This window comes from Methanosarcina barkeri MS, assembly GCF_000970025.1.
Taxonomy (GTDB): Archaea; Halobacteriota; Methanosarcinia; order Methanosarcinales; family Methanosarcinaceae; genus Methanosarcina; species Methanosarcina barkeri.
In genome coordinates this window covers 2,721,659-2,747,760 of sequence record NZ_CP009528.1, presented here as the reverse complement: position 1 = coordinate 2,747,760, position 26,102 = coordinate 2,721,659, and the positions used below count along the sequence as shown (strand labels likewise).

Sequence of the window (26,102 nt, the reverse complement as noted above, 5' to 3'; positions counted from 1 at the left end):
GTTACTTCCGAGACGAAGCTTTTTTGTTGAAAATAAGAGTTGTATGGATCCTGGAATATTTTTTTGAATCGAATCACTTGATACCTCCAAAATATAAATAAACCAAATTTGTTATATAGTTTTTGGATATATTCTATATATTTTGATTTTTGCTATTGAGAAATATAATAGCATTGATGCAATAATTGTGTAAATTTTACTCATAAAACTAATCGGAATCACTGACAAGTGGCTCAAGGTGTAATAGAGTTAGGTGGTCAGAAGAAGCAAAAGGCACTCGTAGTCTGGAGAAAAAACATATTTTTAATATACTCGTCGATGTTTGCGGAAATCAGAGGATCGTGACGAGAGCAATATTGTATTAGTGTCAAATTACTTATATTTTATATTGAGCTTGTTTATAATTACTTAACTGGCTCTACAAACTTATTCTAAAATTCTACTCAAAAACAAGATGTAAGTCGGCGGGAAAGAACAACTCCGCCAACGGGTTTGTGAGGGGCAGGGAAAGAATAAGACCTGCCCCTTATGATTACAGACCAAACTTCATTATTTGGATTTTTCATCTTTCTCTGGTGTTTCTTTTTTCTTATTTGTAAATTGATGTTGTTGTTTACTGCCAAGTGCTACATCCTTCTCTACTCTTTTCCCTGTACCAGAAAAATGACTTCCTCCATCTGCCATAATAGTTCTCCTTATTTCAATATACTTAACAGAAGAATAAAGTAAACTATTAACACAAGTACACTTATCATAAACAATAAGTATGATCTGTTTAACCATTTAGCAATTTGCTCATTTTGGTCGCGATTTTTGACAATATTGCCTGTAATATCCTCGGTCATCTTTTTATAGATTTCCTTTTTTGCTGGTTTATTTTCTACACAATATTTAGTAAAATCGTCGGCTTTCAAAAACCACCAATCTCTAACATTGAGAGCAATTAACCCACACAAAATAGATGATGTAAAAAATACTAATATTAAGAAAATTAAAATAAGTAGAAATGTAGCAGAGAATATTTTCTCTTTAGTTACGGCATCTGCCGATGCTATTAATGTAGATAGAGAAGCCACAGTTAAACTAAAAATTACACCCACAAACCCAACGATACCAGTCGCCTTATTTTCAATATCACGAGTTTTTTGCCATTCGGTGTTACACATATCAACTACTGACTCATATATTAGCTTCTCACATTCTTCGTCACTTTGATTAATATCACTTTGAGATTTTATACACATCATTTTAGTCCTGAGAGTTGGTGTGTTACAGATGTTATAGCAAACATTACTAACAATAAATTTAATATGTAAAATAGTATTTAACTTATATCATAATTTGCATTAGATTTATTAAAAAGTCACTGTCATCCAGTTGAAGTTAAAAGCGATGAGAGAAGAACATGAGTACATTGAAAGAACAAGAGTTTCCTATAACAGATCCTAGTTTAAATGAGATTCATTATAATAATGTTCCAAAAAGTTCTAGGGTTTTCATAAGTTACAGTCACGATTCTAATAAACATAAAAAAAGTGTGTTGCTGCTTTCAAACCGCTTGCGTAGAGAAGGAATCGATTGTAATATCGATCAGTACGAAACCTCTCCTCCTGAAGGATGGTTTTGTTGGATGAGCAATCAAATTGAAGAAGCTGATTTTGTTCTTATCGTCTGTACGGAAAATTATGAAAAGCGATTTAAAGGAAAAGATGAAGTTGGAAAAGGTATGGGTGCAAAGTGGGAAGGTGCAATTATAACACAAGAACTATACTACTCCGGAGCTAACAATAAGTGTATTCCTATTGTGTTTTCTCCTCAAGATTCAGAATATATTCCTTCTATTCTTAAAAGTGCCACCTATTATGTGCTTAACATGGAGGAAATTAATGATGAAATTTATGATGAACTCTATGCCCGTCTTACATACCAAAAACTTGTCATAAAGCCAGACATTGGGAAATTAAGACCTATAACATCAAAATATTGCTCAGCATCCGTAAGCACACAAAAGAAAAAAGGAGGTATAGTCGAGAGTCATCAGAAACCTATGATTGGGGAATTAAGAAAAATAACTACTGAGCCTCAGAGTTCAAAGATTCATGAAACTTTCACCAGCCCTTCTACAGGCATGGAATTTGTTTTGATCCCTGCAGGCGAATTTATGATGGGATCAATGAAAGTTGCAGCTGGAAAACCTGTTCATAAAGTTACAATTAAGAATTCTTTTTACATGGGGATATATCCTGTAACTCAGAAGCAATGGACTGCTATAATGAATAATAATCCTTCTCACGTCAAAGGTAATGACCTACCTGTAGAACATGTGTCATGGAATGATGCACAAGAGTTCATCAAAAAACTGAATGAAAATGAAGACACTGATAAGTATCGTCTTCCTTCCGAAGCTGAGTGGGAGTACGCCTGCAGATCTGGTACACAAACAAAATATTATTTTGGAGATGACGCGTCAGAACTTAGGAATTATGCTTGGTATTGTAGGAACTCAAGGGATACAACACATCCAGTTGCTCAAAAAATGCCAAATTTTTGGGGTCTTTATGATATGCATGGGAATATCTGGGAGTGGGTTCAGGATAGTCGTCGTTCTAATTATGTTGGTGCACCATCAGATGGCAGCGCATGGGAAGATGGCGATAACTCAGTACGTATCTTAAGAGGAGGTAATTATGTTAGTGGAGACTTTGTATGTCAGTCAGCGTACTCAGATCTAGCAGCCGCCGAATCTGGATTTTGTGCAGGTTTTCGTGTTTTGAGGAAAATGTAACTTATATTACAACCATATTTTTGGGTCTGTGACTAGCTAGGTAATTCCCCTAGGTTCGTGCAGGTACAGGATACATGCAATCGCAGCTATTTCATAGCATTTTACCATACCAATACAGAATTTGAAAAGGAAAATAAGAAAAGCAAATGTTTAGAGGTTAACCTTGAATTGATAATTATCAAAATTTTTGTAGACATCGTATACTTCTTCTGCTAATGTGTTAATATCGAGCTGATCTCAAAACTCTAAATTTCCTTCTATTATATCAAATTTGGAATAATCACTCAATCCTCTGACAATGAGCACACTTATGAACTTTTTATTGGCGTGGAAATAAAATTGGTTTTGAGATGGGCTCTTACATAATCATTCCAATATATCAAAATAGAATTGGAATTTACTCAGTGTCTAACTTTTTGCGTTGCCTGCTGTTGCAGCGGGTGTTGAACTTTCAAATGATTTTGAATCTGCGAAATCATTTCTGGATACAACATTAAATCTTATCTGCAGGGTTATATTCAGTGACGAGATAATTTTAGGAATATAACCACAAGCGCCAGAATACCAGTTAATAAACTGAAAGCTGGTGCAGATGCTGGTGAAGATAAATTTTCTGAAGATGGCTTTTTTGAAGTGGATTGATTTTCGGATGCAGGCTGCTCAGAAGTAGGAGTTTCGCCTTGGTAATGTTCGTTGGAGATATAAGGATAAGCTACTGTGAATTCACCTTGAACCAGAGGTTTATCTTCACCGACATTATGTATTTGATACCAAATATTCACAGGCATTGTTCCACCTTCCCATTCTCCAGTTGGTTTTAGTGTCCATTCGTAAGTATATGTTCCAGGATCTAAGGATTCAAAATATAACTTTTTATCAAACTCTGAAGGACCAGTTATAACTTCATAAGGTGTTCCCACCCTTAAACTACAAATTTTTACAAATAATATCGATGTCTGGTTTAATTTTAGATCAATTTTTATTTTAAACGGTTCTCCTATCTTCAGTGTAGGTTTAACTACTTCTTTTCCCGGTAAAAGCTGATCATTATAGTAAACATCTATAGTACCATATTGAGAACCTGCTGAAACTATATTTGTCAACAAAAGAAGTACCATTCCAAGTATAAAAATTCTAAATTTCATGATTATTCACCAAATTGTGCAACAAGAGTTTCATATCCAGCTGATTTTTCAGTAGAACCACCTGTTTTATCTCCAACTCCTTTTGGACCAGGCCCAACTATAGTAGTAGAGTACCCAACAAATTGAAATGTTAGTGGAACGTTATCTCCAATGTATTTTCCATTGTGTAAGATTGAATCATCTTTTCTGATGTACATCTGTCCTTTATGCCCAAAGTAAGGTTTAGGAATAACTTCATTATCGTTATCGTTGACTTTAAATTCGTTATACATTCCAACTGCCTCATATGACCACACATTAACCGTAAAAATCCAGTGTGGCGGCAATACTGGCAACCCGCAGGGAACAGCTGCCATCGTCCCATCCAGTTTTTTTGAAATTTTGTCTTCTATTTCACCGGAATACTTGTCAGCAGTTTCATTTGCCAAGTTTTTCAGCTCATTATCGATTTTCCCAAAACCGGCATCAATAACTTCACCTTTGTTTATTGTAACTGCACAGACCCCATTTGCAACTCCTATTTTGATGTCAGTATCCACCCTATTCAGAATAGCTTCAAGCTCATCAGGTTCAACAGGAGGGTTTGAATTTCGAATTTCCGTTTTCATTATAGAAGCAAGTTCAACTGCCAGTTCATCCGTTGTAGATTTTTCGAGAATTTCATTGTCCGAAAGCCCGTTAAGGTAAGTTGTCGTGACTTCCCTGATTCGACTATCCTCTATGCAGTCGGAAATAACAGGGTTTGAGCTAACCTCTTGAACTACATTTTCAAGAATCTGAGACCTCATTTCCTGTGCATACATGTGTTTCAGGTTGTAAACTTCCGTGTCAAGACAAGTTGTATCCAGCGAAATATTCTGCTCGCTGAGGTTCTGTTCAAGCAGGAAAACTTCTGCGTTCAGGTTGGAAATACTCTGGCTGATCTGCTGTGCCATTTCAGTTTTTACGTACTCATCGCTTGAGGCGATAATATCTCCAATTTCCTCGGAAATGCCGGTTGTGAAAATGCAGGTGTTCCGGACACCCAGGGGATAAATCGTTTTTCCGCTCATGGTGTCAGCCCATTCGTATTCCTCTCTAAGGTCAAAATCAGGATCATGGTATAGATAGTTCGGTTTCTGGTCAACGATCAGGGTCAGGTTTTCTGTCCAGTTGTATTTGCTTTCCGGCTGGCCGGTGACGGTCATTGTTGAGATTATACCCATGTCCTCCCCCAGAGCCGAAGCTGCCTTCTCGATTGCAGGATTGTTAAAAAGGGTCATAGGGCCTGAGGTCACGCTGTCAAGCAGACCGGTATCAAGGCCTTTTTTCTCCAGGGCCTTGAGAACATAGGAGTTGAGGTCAGAATCCAGTTTACGGTTTTTCTGGTCAATATCTTCAAGCAGCTTGCTGTACGCTTCATTTTTTGCAATGTACCGGGCCGAGTCACTTGAAGCGTACATTGTTCCTGAAGGCGTAAGGTACTGTTTTTTATTTACGTAAGCTTCCCGGTCTTTTTCCAGTTCCATAATAAGTTTTTCCGCAGTTTCCACCTGAAGGGCTGTTGGGTTCTGGCCAGGAGAATCAAGAAGAGAATAATTGAAGGACGGATTGTCCTTTTTCACCGAATCCAGCATTTCCAGCACTTCTTCTGCCATAATTCGGTGCAGCCAGAGTGGAATATCGCAATTAACAGCATTCTTGGGCAAATATTTTCCATCAGGATAGGCCCAGAACATGCTTTCTATTGTCCTTAAATCCACATACGCATCCTTGTATTTGTCGGCAGCGTCGGAACAGCATGGGTCAAACCTTTCGGTTTTAGTTGTGCTGTTGTCTATGATGCTGTTTTTGCTGTTGTCTTTGCTGTTGTCTGTACCGTTATCTACATCTTCGGCACTGCCTATGCTGTCTGTGTTGTTCAAATAGAGAGTTGTTTCCCGGTATTCCCGCTCTATCGGATCAGAATAAGTCAACAAACCGGAATAGCCGCCTGTTGGAGGACATTTATGGTAGATTATTGTTAGGTTTTCAGATTCGGTTTCGGCATGGGAAAGTGATACAATATTGTTTTTGCCTACAGCTTGGGAATTCGAGTCGCTTGCCGTATCAGAATGCGTCACAGTTGTATAATTTCCGTCAGGTAGCTTTTCCCTGGTTTTCCATCTATAGGTATAATCGTAATCATAGTCTATTTTCCAATTTGTCCTTATTTTGTAGGATATATCGTACCTGATTCTCCAATCAAAAATGTGGTCTTCCTTATCCAGGTAGCCTTCACTTCGGTTTTCGACCATAAGAGTATCATTACTTACATAGGAGAAATGAGGTTCAATGTTCACATCGGTTATATCAGCCGAGGTCAGGCTGACAGACGTCGATGTGACCGACCAGCTGGTTACATCTCCTTTAGGAGGGTCAATTGAAGGGTTTAAGGATTCGAAGTAAGAAATTTGGGTTGGATAGCTCCAGGAATAAGAAGGCACAAGAGATCCCCTGTGTGTTCCTGATGCATAATATCTTGAATCCCAGCTAATGGTTTGCCTGCTGAACGAAACTGATTCCGGGTCAAAATTTGTAGTGATTAGAGAGCTCATCGTGTCTGGAGAATCAAAGCCGTCTCTCAGGATCTGTCCCTGGACTGATGCGGTATAAACGCTGTCCGTGACCGAATGGATTAGATCAGGATTTTCCTCTGCCCACGCGTGGTCGTTGAAGACCCAGCCGTCAAGAACTTCGTCGGTATAATCGGAGGCTGAAAGTTCGATTTTCGAACTTTCGGAGAGATCTTCAAAAGAGGTATTTGTCGTTTTAAGGGATTCATCTATACTTTTTTCAATATCCAGAGAGAAGGATTTATTCTGGGCAAGTGAGTCGTAAGTTGTTGTCAGGTTTACGCCTCTATTCACTTCGTAAGCCGAAACTGAGGTATTAAGATTGGTAGAGTTACTAAGAACGGTAGAGTTCAGGCTGGAGTTCGAGCTTAAACCTGTTTTCTCGCTTCTGGAATTGAAAATGTCTTTGTAGAGGACTTTTCCATTATAGTAGCTTGTGTAGGTAAGGGTCAGAGGGTCAACCGAATCAAAAATCCTCTTCTGGGTATAAAGTGTAGCCCCGTTAATCGAGCTTGAAAGGGCAGGATTTGTCAGGATATTGAGAGGGCCGTTTGCATAATGCTGCCAGGGGCCGTAGATAAAAGTCCTCAGGTTTGTTGCTCCCAGCACTAAATTTGATGTCGAGTCAAGCCTCGAAGTGTTTCCAAGCTCTGTTTCGTACTCCCTGACAAGCTCTTCGAGAAGAGGCTCTCTTGACGTGATCAGTGTGGAAAGCTTCATACTGCTATTGAAACTTTCTCCTGATTCAAGGTTAACAAGGGTATAGTTCAGGGAAGGAATTTCAAAAACATAATAAATAGTGTAATTTTTGTCAGTAGATGAAACGCCAGCAGGTGAAATGTCAGCAGGTGAAATGTCAGCAGGTGAAATGTCAGTAGATGAAATGCCAGCAGGTGAGATTTCACGTTGCAGAGTTCCGGTTACTTTTCTTATTTTTATCTGTTCTGGTTCGATATCAGGTTCCACATTAATTGCGTATTCCCTGAAAGTGTGGCTGTTTCCCTGATAGTTTGTAGAAAGCAGCGTGTTAAAAGCGTCTGCTGTGATATCTTTTATCGGGCTTACTTCAATTACGAACCAGTCAGAGGCTTTGAGTTCGTCCCCGTAATAAAGTTCGATTGAGGCATATCCCGAGGCTGCAGAATCCGGAATTTTCACGGCTTCCTCAAGTGAAACTTTTTGGAAAAAGCCGGTTGCCTGGCCGTAGTTCACACTCTTGATTTCGCGGCCTGAAGAGTCAGTGACAATTAGCAAAATATCCCGGTTTTTCCATAGGGATTCGATCTTGCCCCAGATATCGGAAGGCAGGTTTATAGAAATCTGAAGTGTGTCCTCCCGTTCGATGTTCTGGTTTTTTGGGATTACCATAAAACCATCTTCCGAAAACCTGCTAACGGCATTGCCTTCAGGCAGTATTACAGGGTGTTCTCCCTGCCATTCAAGGGCTTCCATTCCTGCATAATTGAGGCAGCGAGCAAGGTCGAACGAGGCAAGGTTGATGGCATCCTGCCTGGGATCATTATTTTCGGTCGTATAAATGGTCTCAGCGACTTTGCTATCTATTCTCATAAGATATACTGAAGTAAAGGTAGCAGCAAGCAAAATGAAAATTCCGATCACGGCATAGGGTATATAGGCACAGCTATCCTCAATGAAATATGAAAAATCATTAGAGAATTTCCCGACCATCACCCTATCCCCAAAAACAGGAATATAAACGTAAATCAACTAATAAGCCAGTCAAATGCAAAAAATATTAAAGAGTTCTCTCAATAAATACTTTACTTTTAAGCGGAAAAAACACTGGTGTCAAAAATAAAAAATTGAATCTAGCTAAAAATGGAAATATATCAAAATAAGTTAGAAATCTCAAAATTAATAGGTACAAAATAAAGCAAAAATGAAGAACCAGTAATAAAAAAACTAAATAATATAAAATAAAGGAAACTGGAATTGTATGGAATCAGTATTTTTATTTTTGTTCTTAGTTTTTCCAGTGCTGTTAATAAGCTGTTAATAATTTAATATTTCTTTTACTTCTCCTTTAGTTTTGTTTTAACTATTCTGTAACAGGCAACTTAATATATCATTTAACTCAAAACAAATATTTTAAGAATTTTCCTTGAGATTAGAGTCGATATGTATATATTTTAAGGAAATTACTTTGTCTGTTAAAGCACGAAATTCAAAATATTTGCCAAGCGATTTAAAAACACAACACAAAAATTTAAAAAGCTTTAAATAAGAAATCAATAAAGAGTTAAATGAAAAATTTAAAGAGGTCTAAATTAAAAATTTAATTAAAAATTAAGAAAGAATTAAGTGATAAATTAATAAAGAGTTTAGTTAGAAATTAAGAAAGAATTAAGTGAAAAATTAATAAAGAGTTTAGTTAGAAATTATGAAAGAGTTTAGCTAGAAATTAAGAATGAATTAAGTGAAAAAAAGTAAAGTGAAAAAACGCTGATCTCAATGACAGACAAAGGAAGTATGAGAGAAAAAACCCTCAAAATAGAGAAGTTTGCAGGATACCTTCTGCCAGTGGTTATATTTTCCCTGGCTTTGTGGACTCTGGACAGACAGATACGTCACTTGCAATCGATGTATGTACTCAGAAGTATTACCAGCATTCCACTGAGCCATATAGAACTTGCGTTCTTTTTAACTTTCTTGAGTTATCTTACTTTAACAGGTTATGATTACTTGGCAGTTCGTCATATTAATCACCCTATGCCTTATAAGCAGACTGTCAGTGCTTCTTTTATCAGTACGTCCATAAGTTATAGTGTTGGTTTTAACGTCCTGACAGGAAGTTCCCTGAGATACAGGTTGTACTCAAGAAACGGGCTGAACCTGCGCCAGATCTGGGAAATTATTATTTTCTGCATACTCACCTTCTGGGTTGGGTTTTGCTTTGTAGGCGGTTTGCTTTTCACATTCTATCCTGTGAAACTGTCGGATTACGTACCCGAGATCCCTATCCCGTTAAACCTTATTGGAATTCTTTTACTGCTAAGTGTTGCTATTTATTTCATTTTCTCGTTCAGGAGATTGAATTTTAGGGCAAAAGGATACCAGATCAGGGTCCCTGAACCGAGAATAGCGTTCTTGCAGCTTGGCTTATCGTCAGTAGATTACCTGCTTTCGGGAAGCATTATCTATTTCCTTTTGCCTTCAAATCCACATCTTACCCTGCTTCATGTCCTTGTGTTCTTTGCGCTGGCGCAGATTATAGGGCTGATAAGTACTGTCCCGGGCGGGCTTGGGGTTTTTGAAACCCTTATGCTGTTTATGCTGGAACCGTATTTCGGCACGGTCGATATAATTAAACCGCTTCTTCTTTTCAGGACAATTTACTATTTCGTACCATTCCTTATTGGGTTGCTGGCTCTTATGTTCTATGAATATCAAGAGAGAGACGAATTCCTGAGGAAAATTGAGAAAGCCACGTATTCAAGCCTATCCGAACTAACACCTCAGGTCTTTTCGATTCTTGTTTTCCTTGGAGGAGTTTCCCTTCTCTTTTCCGGAGCTCTACCTTCAGATCCAAGGTACCTGCATGACCTTAATTACATTATTCCTCTTCCTTTAATCGAAGCCTCCAGGCTTTTTGGAAGCATTATGGGAGTATTACTCCTACTCCTGGCAAACGGCCTCTGGAAAAGAATTGATGGAGCCTATGTTCTTTCTCTTTCCGTACTTTTGATGGGCGGGATATTTGCCCTTCTGAAAGACCTGGATTACCATGAAGCTGCGATTCTTTTTATCCTGTTTTTCTTTTTGCTTCCCTGCAGGAAATATTTTTACAGAAAATCCTCTCTTATGCATCAGTCTTTTAGCAAAAGTAATGTAACTGCAATAACCCTGGTCTTCGTAAGCTTCGTATGGCTTGGATTTTTTTCATACCATAACGTGAAATATTCAAACGAACTCTGGTGGCAGTTCGGGATTAATTCCCAGGCCTCCAGTTTTTTAAGGGCTACGGTCGGAGCTTTCATTCTGCTTCTTGTTCTTGGGATGGCAAAAATCCTTAGCCCCTTTTCCAGGGACATTCACATGCCAGGGGCAGAGGAGATGGAGCTTGCAAAAAAAATTGTTAATCAGAGTGAGGAAACATCTGGAAACCTGGTATTTACCGAGGACAAATATCTGTTTTTTGATGATGAAAAGCAGGCTTTTTTAATGTATGGAGTTTCCGGAAAGACCTGGGTTGCAATGGGAGATATCGTTGGAACCAGTAATCATGCAAAAGAGCTGATCTGGGACTTTTATGAAATGAGCAAGCTGCACCAGGGAAGGGCTGCTTTCTATGAGGTAAGCGAAAAATATATTCCGGTTTATCTTGACCTTGGTCTGACCCTTATAAAAATCGGGGAAGAGGCGAAAGTTCCCCTTGAGGCTTTTACCCTGGAAGGAAGTGCAAGCAAAGATTTCCGTTATACCGTAAGGAATGTGGAGAAAAAAGGATACTGGTTTGAAATTATCTCTGAAGAAGAGGTTCAGAGCCTTATGCCTGAACTAAGAAATATCTCGGATGCCTGGCTCAAGTTGAAAGCAGGAAAAGAAAAGCGATTCTCAATTGGCTACTTTGACGAGAAATACCTGAGCAATTTCCCTATTGCCATTGTCAGGAACGAGTCCGAAATCGTTGCTTTTGCAAACATCTGGGCAGGCGCGGATAATGAAGAAATCAGTGTTGATCTCATGCGCCACAGTTCCGATGCCCCTGACAGGACGATGGAATATCTTTTTGTCAAGCTCATGCTCTGGGGAAAAGAAAACGGGTACAGGCGCTTTTCACTCGGAATGGCTCCCCTTTCAGGGCTTGAAACACGGCAATTTGCTCCGATGTGGCATAAAATCGGGTCTTTAATCTTTACTCATGGAGAACACTTTTATAATTATAAAGGACTGCGGGATTTTAAGGAAAAGTTCAATCCTGTCTGGAGCCCGAAATATATTGCTCTTCCCAATGGGTTCAAACAGGGCCTTGCCTTAAAAGATATTGCAGCTCTGATCTCAGGAGGAGTTAAAGGGATCTTCTCAAAAGAAAATAAGCGACCAGCAAGCCGTAGAGGAAAGCAGCAGCTGTCTGAAAAGCCATCTGAAGAACTCACCTGAGTTTTCTGCCGGTTGAGTGGCTGAATGACTGAATAACTGAATAACTGAATAACTGAATAACTGAATAACTGAATAACTGAATAACTGAATAACTGAATAACTGAATAACTGAATAACTGAATAACTGAATAACTGAATAACTGAATAACTGAATAACTGAATAACTGAATAACTGAATAACTGAATAACTGAATAACTGAATAACTGAATAACTGAATAACTGAATAGCTGAATAGCTGAATAGCTGAATAGCTGAATAGCTGAATAGCTGAATAGCTGAATAGCTGAATAGCTGAATAGCTAACTAGCTCAGCACTTTTTATATCAGTTTTTTAAGTTTATCCAGAATCAAAAACATAAATTTCTTTGTGGCATCCAGATATTCTTTTTTCCCGAGCATTTCCTCTTTTTTCTGTACAAACGGTCCATTTTCCATCCCATCCCCAAACCACTTGATCAAACTCAGAATTCTGTCTTCATTTACTTCAGGATGAAACTGAAGCGCTATAACTCTGTCATTGTAGATAAACCCCTGATTCCTACAGCCTTCGCTTTCAAAAAGTTGAACGGCCCCTGCAGGAAGGTCAAATGTCCTGGAATGCCAGTGAAAAAACATGATCTTGTCCGGCAGCCCTTCAAAAAATTTCGGCTTATTCTCGCCTCCAGATGCCCTTACAGGAAACCAGCCCATTTCCACGTGCCTGTTTTCATACACGCGGGCTCCGAGGATGTCGGCAAGTAATTGTGCGCCAAGGCAGATTCCCAGTATAGTTTTTCCTGCTTCAATTGCCTGCTTGATAAACGCTTTTTCATCTCTCAGCCAGGGATTATCTTTATAGTCGTAAACTCCAATCGGGCCACCCATGATGATAAGAAGGTCAAATGATTCAAGCTCTGGAGGGCTTATCGTTTCGTAAAAACGGGTTGATTCAAGCCTGTTATTTTTAGTTTTTGTATACTCTTCAATGGTGCCGAGGGTGTTTATTGAAGAGTGCTGGAGGACATGGACTTTCATGAAAGATCAGTTTTGAAGTTTTATGGGCTATGAGTTACCTAACTAGGCTACAATTTTCATATATTATAAACGTTTATTTTATTACAACGGGAGCGCAGAGGGTCACAAGCACCTCATTCTTTACAGGCTGTCCGACAATTACTGGGAGTAATGAAACATAATAGTCTAATGGTAGGTTGGAACTTTTTATTTATAAAATTTGTATTCTGTTCCTTATTCATCCTTCACCTTCCACTTTCCGGCTTTCGCCAGAAATTGTCGAGGAAAGAGACTTTACGCCTTAGAGTTAAATATATATGGTGATTATGGAGGTCTTTTTAAACTCCATAAATTTTATATGGATAAACTCCTTTAATTAAATGGTAATGAATGAGGCAGATTTCTCAAACTGTGTAAGTTATTCATGTAGAAGGCAAAACGATTTTATCTAGTTACTTTTATTCTTTAATTGTTCGCGCTTACGCAAGTATAGAGACAGTACAGAATAGTGAGTGTAATGATAGTTTGAAACTCTTCATGAAAAGTCTTCATAAGAACTCATTAGAATAAACAGGGGTATTTAATGAGCTCAGTTAAGATAAATAATTTGATTGTTGGTTCTTTTATTCTCCTCGCATTGATATTATATTTCTTTTCAGGTTTTTTATCTATAGCAGGAGCTGTTACAGGTAAGGAACTGGTTGTAGAAGACAATGAGAGGAATGAAGCTCATAAAAAGACTGAAGTCGCTCCTGATCTTTATGAGATAATGGCACAGCGCCCATCTTCTATAGAAGGCTTGATTGATAAGGGAAATGCGGTATACTCTCTTAAAAAATATCAACTCTCTGTAAATTGCTATAATGATGCACTTAAGATCGATCCTAATTCCTCATTGGCCTGGTATGGAAAAGGACGTTCTCTGGCCGAACTGGGAAAGAATGAACAAGCAGTCAATTGTTATGAAAAGGCTCTTTCTACCTTTCCGGCCTCTTCCGAAAACTGGTATAACAAGGGTAACAAACAGCTTGAGCTAAAGAAATATGTTGAGGCTATCAACTGCTATGACAAAAGCTTTGCTGCCAATGCCTATCTCTCCACAGTGTGGTACCGAAAAGCTCTTGCTTCTGAACAGCTGGGGCTTAATCAGGAAACTCTAAACTCCTATGACAAATCTATTGAACTGAATTCCAATTCTTCCAGCTCTATGCAGATGCAGGGAATGGCTTACCTCGGGCTTGAAAAGTATCCTGAGGCAATTGAATGCTTTGACAGCGCTCTTAATATCACTCCTGAAAACGCTGAACTCTGGTATCAAAAAGGTGTAGTTCTTGATAAGTCCGGTGATGACGAAACTGCAATAGACTGTTATGATAAAGCAATTTCTTTTAATCCGGATATGGCAAGTGCCTGGCATAATAAAGGTTTTAACCTTGAAAAGATGGAAATTTATGATGAGGCGCTTACTTGCTACGAGTTTGTTCTTCTGTCAGAGCCTGAAAATCTTGATGTTTTACAGAGAAAAGGTGTATGCCTTGAAAAGCTCGGGAGAAATGATGAAGCTCTTCAATGTTATGACGAGGTTCTGGTCTACAATCCTGACAATTCCGAGGTCTGGTATAGTAAAGGCTCTCTGCTTAATAAGACCGGTCAGTATGACGCTGCAATAGAATGCTATGATAAGGCGCTTAACCCGGACACAGGGATTCAGGTTGAAGAAATCGGAAGTGATTCACTCGAACAGCTAAGAATTTACGAAGCTGCACTTCCGTCTTATCCTGAAAATCCTGAGTTTAAGTCATCTACAGTTAAGATCTGGTACGAGAAAGCCCTATCTTTTGATAAGCTTGAAAAATACGAATCTGCGATTGAATGTTATGACAAGGTTCTTGAAACTGAGTCCGGACATGCTGTTGTCTGGTATATGAAAGGCCTGGACCTTGAAAAGCTTGGCAGGTATGAAGAGACAATTGAATGCTATGACCGAGCCCTGAAACTGGATTCCAGGTATGCTAAAGTCTGGTACCAGAAAGGCTTGGACTCTTCAAAAATCAAAGACTATAAAGATGCAGTCGAAAGCTATGATAAAGCTCTCGAGATTGACGAAAACTATACCCTTTCCTGGGCTGGTAAGGCTTTTGCCTTGGCAAAACTTGTAGAATACGAAAGTTCACTCACATGTTACAACAAAGTCCTTGGGGCTGTGCCCAGCAGTGCAGTTGCCTGGTATAATAAAGGGCTTGTTCTTGATGAACTCGGAAAGCACGAAGAAGCTTCAGAATGCTATAACCAGACTCTCCTGATCGATCCCGAATATTCGGCTGCACGCTTTAAGTTAAATATGGAACGGAACTCAACAGAAGACTCAACAGAAACTCCAATACCAGAGCACGTTAAAAACAATAGTGCAGATGCCAATCCTGCCCAGATTCTTTCTGGAGGTTTCTGGGCTTATCTTCTGAACTATGAATACGCAAGCCCAGAGGACCATGCCGAGCCTTCCGAAGATTTGAACCTGTTTAGTCCCGAGATCAGTTACGATGCTGTATGGTATGGAAAGGCCTCAATCTACAGTAAACTCGGAATGTACGACGATGCACTTAATTCTTATGATATGGCACTTACAATTAATCCTACACGTGCTGGGGTCTGGTATGAAAAAGGCTCGATACTTGATAGGCTAGGCAGAAGTGAGGAAGCCCTGGAATGCTACAGGAAAGCCCTGGATCTTGATCCACATTCAAGTACAGCTCTTTACGGGATCGCTTCTAATGTAGGTGGTCTTGGACAGCTTGAAGAAGCGGTCAGTTACTATGACCAATTGCTTGCTCTAAACTCCAGCGACTCAGATGCCATTCTTGGAAAAGGTTTTGCCCTCTCGAATCTGAGCAGGTATGAGGAGGCAATTTCCTGTTATACTACGCTTCTCAAATCTGAGCCTGAAAATCTTGAAGCTCTCAGAAGTCGGGCTCTTGCTCTATCAAAATCCAATAAATCCAATGACGCACTGGCAGATTACGATCGAATAATTAAGCTTCAACCTGAAAATTCCCAGGTCCTGGCTGAGAAAGCCTCTTTACTTGAGGCACTTGGCAGGTATCAGGAAAGTGCTGCATGTTATGAGAGAATACTTAAAATCTCACCGGGCAACAGGGAAATAATTTTCAAACAGGGAAAAGCCCTGGGGAACAGCGGAGACTTTGAGGGGGCAGTAGGCTGTTACGATAGAATTCTTGCGCTGGACACGGGAAATGTGGATGCCTACAATAACAAAGGCTTTGTGCTCTATAAGCTGAAAAAATATCAGCAAGCTATTGACTGTTACAGTAAAGCTCTGGAATATAGTCCAGATAATGTTACAGCCTGGTATTTCCAGGGATGCACTTATCTCACGTTAAGCAGCAATAAAGCAGCCCTTAATTGTTTCAACAAAACAGTACAGCTTAAACCTGATTGTATCACGGCCTGGTATAACAAAGGATACATTCATAACATGATGGGAGAAGCTGAAGAAGCAGTTTCATGCTATGACTATGTCCTTGCAATTAACCCGAACTCACCTTCGGCCCTTTACAATAAACGGTTTGCACTTTATACTCTAAAGAAATTAGATGAGGCTGCTGCATGCAAGGCAAAATTAGATGAAATCGATCCTGGTTTTGTGGATGCTTTGCAGGAAAGAGGAACTAAGTTCTTCCTTCCTGAGTATTATAATAGCATTCTGAACTACTCCTTGCCTTCAAGATGGTACGGAGGAGAAGAAAATGTCTCAGGAAATGTAAGTACAAACACGACTGCACCTTCTCAATCAGGAAAGATAACTGAACCCTCTGACAGTCTGGAAAATAATAGCAGTAATTATGATACTACGGAGTTTGCTGATGGACAGGAGAGTGAGGATCTTACGGAGCTTGATGATGAACAGGAAAGTGAAGATTCGGAACTTGATAATGGACAGGAAAGTGAAGATTCTGAGCTTGATGATGAACAGGAAAGTGAGGATTCAGATTACTGGTATGTTCCCGAACCTGATGAGTGAAGAAAAAATATCAGTGAAGAATGAGTATCAGTGAAGAATTGAGTATTACGGAGCTCGGCTAAAACTCGAATTCCTGAAAATTGAAAATCAGAAACCTTTTCCGGTATGCAGCTAAATACGTACCGGTACGATTTGCCTATCTCTTACTATGCTACTGCTCTGGTTTTTAACTTTTTCTGGCTTGGTATTTTTTTAGTTTGTTAGCTTTTTATTAACTATTTCTTCCGGTTTATTATTTTTTTAGTTTGTTAGTTTTTTATTAACTTTTTTCTTCTGGTTTATTATTTTTTTAGTTTGTTAGCTTTTTATTAACTATTTCTTCTAGCTTATTAATTCTCCTACTTTTGCAAATAAAATTCTTTATCCTGAAAGTTTTAAACTTCATGCCATCCTAACCGTAAGCATCCATGACAGATAATTTCAATGAGATCGAAGCAAAGCCTAAGGCTGATGCCTATACCTCGAGAGAAAACAAGCATACGCCGGAAGATTACATCGGAAATCCAGATAACCCTGGTTCCGACCCCTCTTCTTTAAAGTCGGAAATTTCATCGAATGTAGTCATAGTTCGGTATGGCGAATTAGCCCTTAAAAGTACAGGAGTTCGAAACTGGTATGAGAAAATTCTTATGAAGAATATTGCGGCAATGCTGGATTCTCGAGATATTCCATATTCCCAGATACGTAGGGAATGGGGCCGAATATTCATCGAGACTAAGGATTTCCGTGCGGCTGAAGCAGCTGCTGACGTTTTTGGAATTGTCTCTACTTCTCCTGCATTGACAACTGAGCCTACTCTTGAGAGTGCAGCCAGTGTATGTGCTACTCTGGCTAAGGACCTGGTTTTAGAAGGCGAATCTTTTGCGGTCAGGGCTAGAAGAAGCGGAAACCATCCTTTTTCTTCGGTTGACATAGGCAGAACCTGTGGAGATGCTGTCTGGAGTGCTCTGGAAAAAAAAGGAAGGCATCCTAAGGTTGACCTGAGTTCTCCTGATAAGGAAGTTTTCGTCGAAATGCGGCAAAATCTCGCTTACGTCTATCTGGAAACATTCAAAGGAGTAGGGGGTCTTCCTCTCGGCACGCAAGGAAGTATGGTTGTTTTAATGTCCGGCGGGCTTGACTCTCCGGTTGCAGCCTGGCTTATGATGAAACGCGGAGTTATGATTATTCCGGTATACTGCAATACTTCACCCTATGCCGAGAATGCCGCAAGAGAACGTGCTTTTGAATGTATTCGCCAGCTCCAGAAATGGGCTCCAGGGTATCAGTTTAAGACATATGAGCTTCCTCACGGTCCCAATCTTCGGACCTTTATCGACATCTGCAACCGAAAAAATACCTGTCTTCTCTGCAAACGCATGATGTACAGGGAAGCCTATGAGGTTATGAAAAAAGAAGGTGCAAACGGAATTATTACCGGTTCTTCCCTGGGTCAGGTAGCTTCCCAGACTGCTGCCAATATGTATGCTGAAATCTATCAGCTTGCTATCCCTATTTACCATCCTTTGATTGCCTTTGATAAGACAGAGATAATAGACATTGCCCGCAAAATCGGAACCTATGATATTTCCAGTCGACCCGCAGGCAGTTGCACTGCTGTGCCTGAGCGGCCTGAAATAGGAGCAAACTACGACCTTGTAGTAACTGAAGAACAAAAAATGGATATCAAGACTATGGTTTTCAATGCTATGAAAGCAGCAAAAGTCCTTAAACTCTGAAAAAAGTGATGATTCTTCCAATTAATTATTATTACTTTCAATTAAGTTATGACTCTTCCAATTAATGTATAATCATTTCAACTAATTTATAGCACTTTCAACTACTTTGTTACAATCTTAACTTGAGCTCTAAAAGCTCTCTTATTTTTTCTTTTTTGACCGGCTTTTCAGAAGAGCAATCTCTATATTTTTGCATAGGTCTTCTTCTTTGAAAGGTTTCAAAATATATCCCTCTGGATCTGTTAGCTTTGCTCGTTCGAAGTTCTCAAAATCTGTACAGGCAGTAAGGTAAATTATGGGTATTCCAAAGCGTGATTTAATAATTCGTGCCGCTTCAATTCCATCCATATCTCCTTTTAGCATAATATCCATCAAAACGAGATCAGCGTTTGTAAGCTCAGCTTCTCGTATCGCTTCTTTCCCTGAAACCACAGTATTCGGAACAGCATACCCTAAATTTTTTAATCGGTTTTTAATGTTCAGAGCCACAATAGTCTGGTCTTCAACAACCAGAATTTTTGTTTTGTCCATTTTTTCATCCATCTTTTATTTTTTTGAGTTATGCTTCGATCTTTTGTTCATTTACTATTTTTTAACATCTCTAAAATCGCGCTTCTCCATATCTATATATTCGAAGTCACGCACCTCTAAAACTGCACCCTATTATCTCGATTTTCCCCTTTAACGAAATAACTGCAGGATATAAGCTAGATAAGTTGCAGAGTAATAAAACTCTCAATCTCCTTACCCTCAGGTTTACGTATGACCATCAAAAATTATACAGTCAGGAATTATACAGTTATTTTAAACGACACCTAATATGCAATGGACAATTAAAAGTCGCCGACGATCAGATTAGTCCAATTCCTGAATTAGTTTTTTCTGAATTTCCATCCTCCATACAGGCAGGTCAAGCTTCCCAAAAGTTCAAAACCTGGTGTAGATCTAATTTCACTCGGTTCACTTGATTTATTTCCATTATCAGATTTGGAATTGCTATTGTTTGAATTACTGAGTTCTTCGTTGTTTTCTTCTTTATATATCCTTACATCTTCAGTCGCGATTTCATCAATAAATATTCCCTCGTCAAAAATAACTGGAACACCAGTCACATTCTGCTTTCTTGCCTCTTTATCAATAATTTGATAAATCTCCTTAACTATGGTATTCTTTTCTTCAGAAGGCAACGTTTCGTTAATTCCTACATCCAGTCTAGTTAGCTCCGCTCCGTATACTATTACCTGACCTTTTTCCATATATGGAGTGATTTTATCCTGGGTGTTACCAGAAATCGCAGAAAGTTTATCTGCCCAGGTCATTATTTCATTTTGATCTTTTAATAACGGAATTTTTCCATAAGCTACAACAGTTTTATCCATTGGTATGGTTGGTTTTTCCTTCATATATTCTTCAAGAGCATGTATGTCTGATTCGGACAGATTCACAGTACTATCCCCAAACCAATGATAGATATCCTGTTCCGAATCCAGTGGAATTTCTTCTCTATATATACCATATCCAAATTCTACCGGAATATCTTGTATACCCATCTGCTTTGCAGAATTATCAATTAGAGAGTAGAGCTCGTTTATAAGCAATTCACTTACATTACCGTACTTGAATAAAATCACAAAGTATCCCTTAGAATTAGTTCCACATGTTACTACTTCTCCATGAGGATACATGTATTTGGAGGTAACTGTGTCTTTTATATTATTGCCAAGCTCTTCAAGAGTAGAGTTCCAGTTTTCTTTTTGTTCATCAGATTTTAGTACAGGAAGTTTTCCATACCTGGCAATTACAGTATTCCCATATGAATTAAGACCAAAAAAGTAGTGATAATAGCCATAGTATACATTGCTGGTTTCATAATTTGAATAATTATCCAGTATAACTGGCACACTGATGCAAATTCCCTTATTAGCCACATCTTTTTCTATAGATTTAGTATATTTCTCGCTTTTCTCCCACTCTATTAAATTTCCGCCTACTCTATTCTTAACTTTGTGTTCGTACATTGACCAGACGCCAAGTTGTGTTTCAGTTACAGGTCTATCAGGTACCACCTCAAGACTGTAGACATCTACAAATATCCGGTGTTCATCTCCTGAAGTCTTGTCTTTTACTACGGTCATTGCCCCAATACGGGGATAGCTATATTCAACCACCTTAGTTGATTTTATTTCCCCATTCGGATATTCACTTCTGGCAACTTCGATTGATTTTTTTAAGGCTTCAGTTGTATTGTACAGGTATGTAGTAGTTTCAATAACCTGGACTGATGGCCCTAGTGTTTTATTTGCACCAACGTAAATTTTACCTACTAATGTATTATTTTTATATGCTGAAAATTCATAAAATAATTTTTGACCGTTTATGTCATAAAGTTCAAGCGGTTCAGGATCAATAGATGCATCTGTCCAGTTTTCAAAGTCTGGAACGTCGGATGACATAAAATCTATTATGTGCGCATTTGCGTGTTCAAAGGCTTTCTCCGCAGTTACAGAATAATTATCTTCTTCCTCTGCGCTAACAGCTGGTAACAACCCCACAACAACCAGCAGTATTGCTAAAATTAGTGTTCCCATTCCAAACTGTTTCTTAGTTAATCGTAGTTTACTGAATAACATTCGTCTAACTCCTGGTTATTTTTCCCTGGGAGGCAGAATCAGGCAGTCTTAAATTATACAAAAAGCTAACATGCACAATGCCGCTTAGATGTATTCTATGAAGTTTGAGCTATCCTGAAAAGTACTTTTGAACTCCATAAATTCCTCTCTATTATCTACTTATAAATTTTCTGTGCAGACTTTCAAAATATGTAATTTTCACACTCACTTTGAATCCTCAATTTTTCCCTGGAGTTTGATAGTTTGATGATCTGGTTAGAAAGTATATATATCAGCGAATTGCCTTAACTCGTATTCAAATATATATCAAAAAGAATGAACACAATTCTACAGTCTTGTAAGCTGATATTTCAATTAATCCATATGAAATTTAGAATTATATATTCTCTAACTGTAGTTTAGTGGCGAATAAACACGTAAGATGATGGATAATTTGGAGCGATTTATATTCATAGTCTTTAAATATGGAGTTGAAATTATGACCACAGACTAGGAAATTCTTGCCAGACTACAGGAGATCGAGAAGAGAATGGAAAAGATGGAAACTTCACTCGAAAATATTAACAATATCCTGAAAAAAGTCGAGCAAAATACCTATTTCGGGTGCTATATGCCAGAGGAAAAGCTGGAGTAAAACGATAAAAAGAGATAAATTTTCAGATTTTCCAGATGATTTTCCGGATGATTTTCCAGATTTTACTTTTTTCGATGCTCCTCTGTTAATCGCTTGATGTTATTCCAAGGCAACAAAAAAGGCGTATCAAGGTCGTTATTGTCCCGCGCTGAGGCGCGGCTGGAACTAATCGGCTTTGATTGAATGAAAGCTGAAATTTTTCCCGCCCTGGGAGACTGATGTTAAGGATAAACTCAGGAGAAAAACTGCTAAAAGCTTATTTATAGATCTCACTTGCCCCAATTGCGAGAAAGAATTCGAATATGAAGTGAAAACATGAGTAGTGAGGATTCCGGAGGAAAAAATGCTGAAGAGGAAGCTCCTGTAAGGGAAGCTGAACCTAACCCTTTCTTTGATCCTCAGCTTTGTGGCACTTACTATTGCTCTTCTGGATTACCTGGGGATTCTTTCGTACAACACATTTTGAGATGTAGCGGAATTCTTCAGTGTAATTGTCCCATAAATAATTATTTCTTCTTTTGGGTGTGCGTCTTTACATTCTTTTTTTCGGAAAAGCCGGTCGCTTGCCCGGTGAGAATCCGGGGTTAAGAAAAGCAATAACCATGCAGTCCCAATAAGTAAATTTCCAGCAGTAATCAATTGCTTTCCCTACTACGAATAATTTCATAGCTTACATTTTCTATGCCTACGTAATCCCTGACAAGCTTTTCTCTTGGGAAAGGATTCCATTTTTCCGGCATCTTGGCGGATCTTTTTCCATTTGTCAAGCTTCCAGGCCCTGAAGAGATCTTCGGTTTTTTCGGAAAATTGGCGGCTCATCTCCTTCACCTGCCAGGTTTAACTTTTCAATATCATTACTGGCATTTTGGATAGGCTCCAAGTCATAATAATTCTGAAAACTGAAAACGATTTTATTCTATAAATTCAGAATACGGAATGAATATTATCTCACGAATATTATAAGATAGGGGGAGTAAAATGAGTAATATGAGTAAATCCATAGAAGTTCCATATATTGCATCAAATCTCGAAAGATGTATGTGTTCTCAGTGCCCTGTACAATCTGAGAGTGCATGTGCACTGGAAAAAATGGGAAACTTCAAAAGTGAAGCGAAAAATTTAGGAGAAGGTAAAGCTCCATCGCCGCAAAGTGTTCCTGGAGTCTATTGTTCGGCAGGTGAAGCTATCTGTAAAGACCTAAATCCTAACAAAGACTGCATTTGTTATACTTGTCCTGTCTGGAAAGAGCACAATCTGGAGAATGCAAACGTAGTTAAGTATTACTGTGGTAACGGTAAGGCTTAATTCCCTTATTTTATCTTTTTAGAATCTGTGTAGTTGAACTTAAAAAACTAAGTATTAAATCTTCAACTGCTCAAAATGTGATTGACTATAACTGATTAGAACTTGCGCGGTTGAGATAAAAATCAACGGCTGTTCAAACCTTTAACTGTTCAAAATACAAATTAAAACCATGGTATTTAGTGTAATTGATTTTAGTGTAATTGATTTTAGTGTAATTGATTTTAGTGTAATTGATTTTAGTGTAATTGATTTTAGTGTAATTGATTTTAGTGTAATTGATTTTAGTAATTGATTTTGAACCTCAAGTGCATAATTCCGAACTACATTAAATTCTTCAACTACTTATCTCACTTACTTTTCCAGCAGGATTTTTTCTACTGCAATCACAAAATTTTCAAAGTTCTTCTGCCATTCAGTGTCGTGTTTAAGCATTTCCTGGACAACTGTGCCCTTATCTTCCATTTCTGCGACTTTTGGCTCTATCGGAAGTCTGGCAAGGATAGGGATATTGAAATCCTTTGAAGCTTTTTCCACTCCTCCATTTTTAAACACTTCTATTGGCTTGCCGCAGTGAGGACAGATCAACCCATGCATATTGTCGACAATACCTATAATAGGAACATTGAGTTCTTTAGAAAATCCGATTGATTTGCGGACGCTGACGAGAGCTACGTCCTGAGGAGTTGTTACAAGTACCGAACCATCAATATCTGGGATCAGCAAAGCCAGGCTCAAAGGTTCGTCTCCTGTACCCGGAGGCAGATCTATAATCAGAAAATCGAGAGCTCCCCATACGACATCTTCCAGTAACTTTTCGATGATCCCCATTTTTAATGGCCCTCTCCAGATGATGGGAGAGTCTTTATCTTCGAGTAGAAAACCTATGGACATCAACAAAAGATTGGGAAGAACCTCAACTGGCATTATGCCTTCTTCGCTAACTTCTGGCTTCATAGATTCCATACCGAAAATTGTGGGAATAGTCGGGCCGTGAATATCACAATCAAGAAGTCCCACTCTATATCCATGCATAACCAGTCCGCTAGCCAGGTTTGCTGCAACTGTGCTTTTCCCAACTCCGCCTTTCCCACTCATTATTAGGATCTTATGCTTGATGCGTCTGAGGTTAATTACCATTTTGGGTTCAGTTGGTTTTTTCGATAAGCTTACAAGTGGTTGAACCTTATCTGTCATTTTGATCGCCTGTTTAAATTTTCCCTTTTTCTCCGTTAGTTAGCTCTTTAATGGAAACATCTTCACTAATAATGTATTATCTTTAGACACGGAACTGATCCCAAAACTCAGAATTACCAGAACTCAGAATTACAACTCAGAATTACCAGAACTCAATATTATTTTTCTGAATCTCAGATTCTGAATAATCAGTCGATATTCTGACCACAAGAATAGTTTGAAACTTTATTAATTTGGAGATAAAATTCATTTTGGTGGGTTTTAAGCTAATTCGTTAAACCTATTTCGGTAGATCTGTAGATTTTCCATATTTTATAAATTTTTCAATACTAATACAATGGTTTTCTTTATACTCAAAATTAAGTAAATAAAGCCATATATGTCCCCAATATGAAATTTACCAGCCATAAAACTAAAAGAATTTGCATGTTAACTTTAGTTTTCCATCTCCTTTTGATTTTCCAGCTTCTTCTGTTAATCACAACAATAAATCCCAGGAGTAAAATTACAATTCCTATTAATGAATGAATTAAAATTACAGGAGTAACTGTTTGCGAGACTATGGTGTCGTATGTAAAATTAATCATATAAGGGACAGATAAGACGACCAGCAAATATCCGAATGCGGATATCATATCGTGTCTGTTTAAATTTCCTTTACTTAATTTCCCTACCCTTACTATGATGAAACCAATAATGATAAGTATCAAGGCTATTTTTTGCAAATCAAAAGAAATCAACATGAAACTATCACTGTCTATACCAGACATTTATTCCCCAGAGATAATAATATTGTATGGAATATAAAAATAATCCTGGTCTAGTTGGTCTAGTTGATCTAGTATATTTATCAACAGCTAATATTTATTTCAGTTAAATCTCTCGTTACTTGCAGTGGGGTGCACCAGTGCAAATTTGATTTTTAACTGTGAGCAGGCTGACGATTCTTCCTCACGATAGTAATTCTATATTGACAAAAGATATATATGATAAATATAATTTCTGTTTCTCATTTTTCAAAAGGAATTACGTTACAGGCAACAGAAGATAGATAGCATGGTCAGAAATGAGGAGTACAAAAAAACAGGCGAAAAAAATAAAGATCTTTTCACCACCGCCTTCAAAACCACAATTCCTGTGCTTCTCGGGTATATTCCTCTCGGAATGGCTTTTGGATTTCTGCTTGACGGTGCAGGATATCACTGGATTTATGCTTTTATTATGAGCCTCTTTGTCTATGCAGGCTCTGGCCAGTTCCTGGCAGTAGCTTTACTTTCTGCCGGCGCAGGACTAACTGAGTTTGCCATAGCCACGTTGCTTCTGAATTTCAGGCATGCTTTTTACGGTTTGTCCCTGCTTGAGAAGTTTTCCGGTATCGGCAAGATTAAACCTTACCTGATCTTTGCACTAACCGATGAGACATACGCTCTCCTGACCACAACAGATGTTCCGCAGGGCAGCTCAAAATCAAAGTTTTACTTCTATATTGCAGCCCTTGACCACTCATACTGGATCGCAGGTTCAGTTCTGGGAGCTGTACTCGGCTCTGTCCTGGATCTTAATATTGAGGGTATGAGTTTCGTGCTGACTGCGCTATTTGTGGTGCTGACCATAGAGCAATATTTCAGTTCAGAGACACGCTTTCCCTTCATAGCCGCAGTTGGTGCAGGAGCCCTTTCTCTTATTCTGTTCAGCTCCGACAATATGTTGCTTGCCTCAATTGTTCTTGGAACCCTGATCTTGATTGGCAGGGAAAAGTCAATGCAGAAAACACAAAGAAAGCAGAATACACAGGAATATAGGAAACACTGAAAACACAGGAAACTCGGAAAACACAGAAAACTTAGAAAACACAGGAAACTCAGAAAACACAGAAAACTTGGAAAACACAGGAAACGGAGAAAACACAGAAAATGCAGGGAAATTCACAAATAAAGAAGGAA

General features: G+C 38.6%; 17 protein-coding genes. 6 read left to right on the top strand and 11 right to left on the bottom strand.

The annotated features are described in order from the left end of the window. Positions 1-549: 549 nt before the first annotated feature. Positions 550-684: a hypothetical protein gene (locus tag MSBRM_RS21775; protein ID WP_255361871.1), complete on the bottom strand. Its 135-nt coding sequence runs from the start codon at positions 682-684 to the stop codon at positions 550-552. Between the two features lie 11 nt (positions 685-695). Continuing rightward, positions 696-1,247: a hypothetical protein gene (locus MSBRM_RS11065; protein ID WP_141706314.1), complete on the bottom strand. Its 552-nt coding sequence runs from the start codon at positions 1,245-1,247 to the stop codon at positions 696-698. A 158-nt stretch (positions 1,248-1,405) separates the two neighbouring features. Here MSBRM_RS11065 and MSBRM_RS11060 point away from each other — a divergent pair, with 158 nt between their 5' ends. After that, positions 1,406-2,785, top strand: coding sequence for an SUMF1/EgtB/PvdO family nonheme iron enzyme (locus tag MSBRM_RS11060; RefSeq protein ID WP_052712850.1), 1,380 nt, complete (start codon positions 1,406-1,408; stop codon positions 2,783-2,785). A gap of 518 nt (positions 2,786-3,303) precedes the next feature. On the opposite strand, the gene MSBRM_RS11055 is transcribed toward MSBRM_RS11060, so the two are convergent. After that, a complete protein-coding gene (locus MSBRM_RS11055; RefSeq protein WP_048155735.1) occupies positions 3,304-3,930 on the bottom strand; it encodes a sarcinarray family MAST domain-containing protein in 627 nt (208 codons plus the stop codon). Positions 3,931-3,932: 2 nt separating this feature from the next. Beyond that, positions 3,933-8,213, bottom strand: coding sequence for a DUF7286 family protein (locus MSBRM_RS11050; RefSeq protein WP_048155731.1), 4,281 nt, complete (start codon positions 8,211-8,213; stop codon positions 3,933-3,935). 783 nt (positions 8,214-8,996) lie between these two features. Between MSBRM_RS11050 and mprF the strand changes: the two genes are divergently transcribed. Then, on the top strand, positions 8,997-11,645 hold the full coding sequence (gene mprF / locus MSBRM_RS11045) for a bifunctional lysylphosphatidylglycerol flippase/synthetase MprF (protein ID WP_048155729.1): 2,649 nt from the start codon (positions 8,997-8,999) through the stop codon (positions 11,643-11,645). Positions 11,646-11,964: 319 nt separating this feature from the next. On the opposite strand, the gene MSBRM_RS11040 is transcribed toward mprF, so the two are convergent. Then, positions 11,965-12,660: a type 1 glutamine amidotransferase gene (locus MSBRM_RS11040; protein ID WP_048155728.1), complete on the bottom strand. Its 696-nt coding sequence runs from the start codon at positions 12,658-12,660 to the stop codon at positions 11,965-11,967. Positions 12,661-13,222: 562 nt separating this feature from the next. Here MSBRM_RS11040 and MSBRM_RS11035 point away from each other — a divergent pair. Both MSBRM_RS11035 and thiI read left to right on the top strand, forming a co-directional pair. Continuing rightward, a complete protein-coding gene (locus MSBRM_RS11035; protein WP_048116885.1) occupies positions 13,223-16,678 on the top strand; it encodes a tetratricopeptide repeat protein in 3,456 nt (1,151 codons plus the stop codon). A 407-nt stretch (positions 16,679-17,085) separates the two neighbouring features. After that, complete coding sequence (gene thiI / locus MSBRM_RS11030) at positions 17,086-18,396, top strand: tRNA uracil 4-sulfurtransferase ThiI (protein ID WP_230629094.1); 1,311 nt, start codon at positions 17,086-17,088, stop codon at positions 18,394-18,396. 141 nt (positions 18,397-18,537) lie between these two features. Here thiI and MSBRM_RS11025 read toward each other — a convergent pair whose 3' ends face one another. The 4 genes from MSBRM_RS11025 to MSBRM_RS21770 form a co-directional block, all read right to left on the bottom strand. After that, positions 18,538-18,927: a response regulator gene (locus MSBRM_RS11025; RefSeq protein WP_048122735.1), complete on the bottom strand. Its 390-nt coding sequence runs from the start codon at positions 18,925-18,927 to the stop codon at positions 18,538-18,540. A 341-nt stretch (positions 18,928-19,268) separates the two neighbouring features. Further along, complete coding sequence (locus MSBRM_RS21390; protein ID WP_230668856.1) at positions 19,269-21,026, bottom strand: hypothetical protein; 1,758 nt, start codon at positions 21,024-21,026, stop codon at positions 19,269-19,271. 1,066 nt (positions 21,027-22,092) lie between these two features. Beyond that, positions 22,093-22,299: a hypothetical protein gene (locus MSBRM_RS11010; RefSeq protein ID WP_048155725.1), complete on the bottom strand. Its 207-nt coding sequence runs from the start codon at positions 22,297-22,299 to the stop codon at positions 22,093-22,095. Continuing rightward, positions 22,296-22,427, bottom strand: a complete 132-nt coding sequence (locus MSBRM_RS21770) for a hypothetical protein (protein ID WP_268989040.1) — start codon at positions 22,425-22,427, stop codon at positions 22,296-22,298. The genes MSBRM_RS11010 and MSBRM_RS21770 overlap by 4 nt, the downstream gene beginning before the upstream one ends. A gap of 211 nt (positions 22,428-22,638) precedes the next feature. Between MSBRM_RS21770 and MSBRM_RS11005 the strand changes: the two genes are divergently transcribed. Continuing rightward, positions 22,639-22,965, top strand: coding sequence for a DUF2769 domain-containing protein (locus MSBRM_RS11005; protein WP_048116887.1), 327 nt, complete (start codon positions 22,639-22,641; stop codon positions 22,963-22,965). 351 nt (positions 22,966-23,316) lie between these two features. Here the strand turns inward: MSBRM_RS11005 and MSBRM_RS11000 are convergent, their stop codons facing one another. Both MSBRM_RS11000 and MSBRM_RS10995 read right to left on the bottom strand, forming a co-directional pair. After that, positions 23,317-24,159: an Mrp/NBP35 family ATP-binding protein gene (locus tag MSBRM_RS11000; protein ID WP_176722169.1), complete on the bottom strand. Its 843-nt coding sequence runs from the start codon at positions 24,157-24,159 to the stop codon at positions 23,317-23,319. A gap of 359 nt (positions 24,160-24,518) precedes the next feature. Then, on the bottom strand, positions 24,519-24,929 hold the full coding sequence (locus tag MSBRM_RS10995) for a hypothetical protein (protein WP_048116890.1): 411 nt from the start codon (positions 24,927-24,929) through the stop codon (positions 24,519-24,521). A gap of 286 nt (positions 24,930-25,215) precedes the next feature. On the opposite strand from MSBRM_RS10995, the gene MSBRM_RS10990 reads away from it, so the two are divergent. Next, on the top strand, positions 25,216-25,971 hold the full coding sequence (locus MSBRM_RS10990; protein ID WP_048116892.1) for an AzlC family ABC transporter permease: 756 nt from the start codon (positions 25,216-25,218) through the stop codon (positions 25,969-25,971). Positions 25,972-26,102 lie beyond the last annotated feature (131 nt).

Bases quoted from the DNA above. Each gene is read 5' to 3' on its own strand.
- MSBRM_RS10990 (WP_048116892.1), top strand. From the start codon at position 25,216: ATGGTCAGAAATGAGGAGTACAAAAAAACAGGCGAAAAAAATAAAGAT.
- mprF (WP_048155729.1), top strand. From the start codon at position 8,997: ATGACAGACAAAGGAAGTATGAGAGAAAAAACCCTCAAAATAGAGAAG.
- MSBRM_RS11025 (WP_048122735.1), bottom strand. From the start codon at position 18,927: ATGGACAAAACAAAAATTCTGGTTGTTGAAGACCAGACTATTGTGGCT.
- MSBRM_RS21390 (WP_230668856.1), bottom strand. From the start codon at position 21,026: ATGTTATTCAGTAAACTACGATTAACTAAGAAACAGTTTGGAATGGGA.
- MSBRM_RS11050 (WP_048155731.1), bottom strand. From the start codon at position 8,213: ATGGTCGGGAAATTCTCTAATGATTTTTCATATTTCATTGAGGATAGC.
- MSBRM_RS11000 (WP_176722169.1), bottom strand. From the start codon at position 24,159: ATGACAGATAAGGTTCAACCACTTGTAAGCTTATCGAAAAAACCAACT.
- MSBRM_RS10995 (WP_048116890.1), bottom strand. From the start codon at position 24,929: ATGTCTGGTATAGACAGTGATAGTTTCATGTTGATTTCTTTTGATTTG.
- MSBRM_RS11040 (WP_048155728.1), bottom strand. From the start codon at position 12,660: ATGAAAGTCCATGTCCTCCAGCACTCTTCAATAAACACCCTCGGCACC.
- MSBRM_RS11055 (WP_048155735.1), bottom strand. From the start codon at position 3,930: ATGAAATTTAGAATTTTTATACTTGGAATGGTACTTCTTTTGTTGACA.
- MSBRM_RS11060 (WP_052712850.1), top strand. From the start codon at position 1,406: ATGAGTACATTGAAAGAACAAGAGTTTCCTATAACAGATCCTAGTTTA.
- MSBRM_RS11065 (WP_141706314.1), bottom strand. From the start codon at position 1,247: ATGATGTGTATAAAATCTCAAAGTGATATTAATCAAAGTGACGAAGAA.
- MSBRM_RS21775 (WP_255361871.1), bottom strand. From the start codon at position 684: ATGGCAGATGGAGGAAGTCATTTTTCTGGTACAGGGAAAAGAGTAGAG.
- MSBRM_RS11005 (WP_048116887.1), top strand. From the start codon at position 22,639: ATGAGTAATATGAGTAAATCCATAGAAGTTCCATATATTGCATCAAAT.
- MSBRM_RS11035 (WP_048116885.1), top strand. From the start codon at position 13,223: ATGAGCTCAGTTAAGATAAATAATTTGATTGTTGGTTCTTTTATTCTC.
- thiI (WP_230629094.1), top strand. From the start codon at position 17,086: ATGACAGATAATTTCAATGAGATCGAAGCAAAGCCTAAGGCTGATGCC.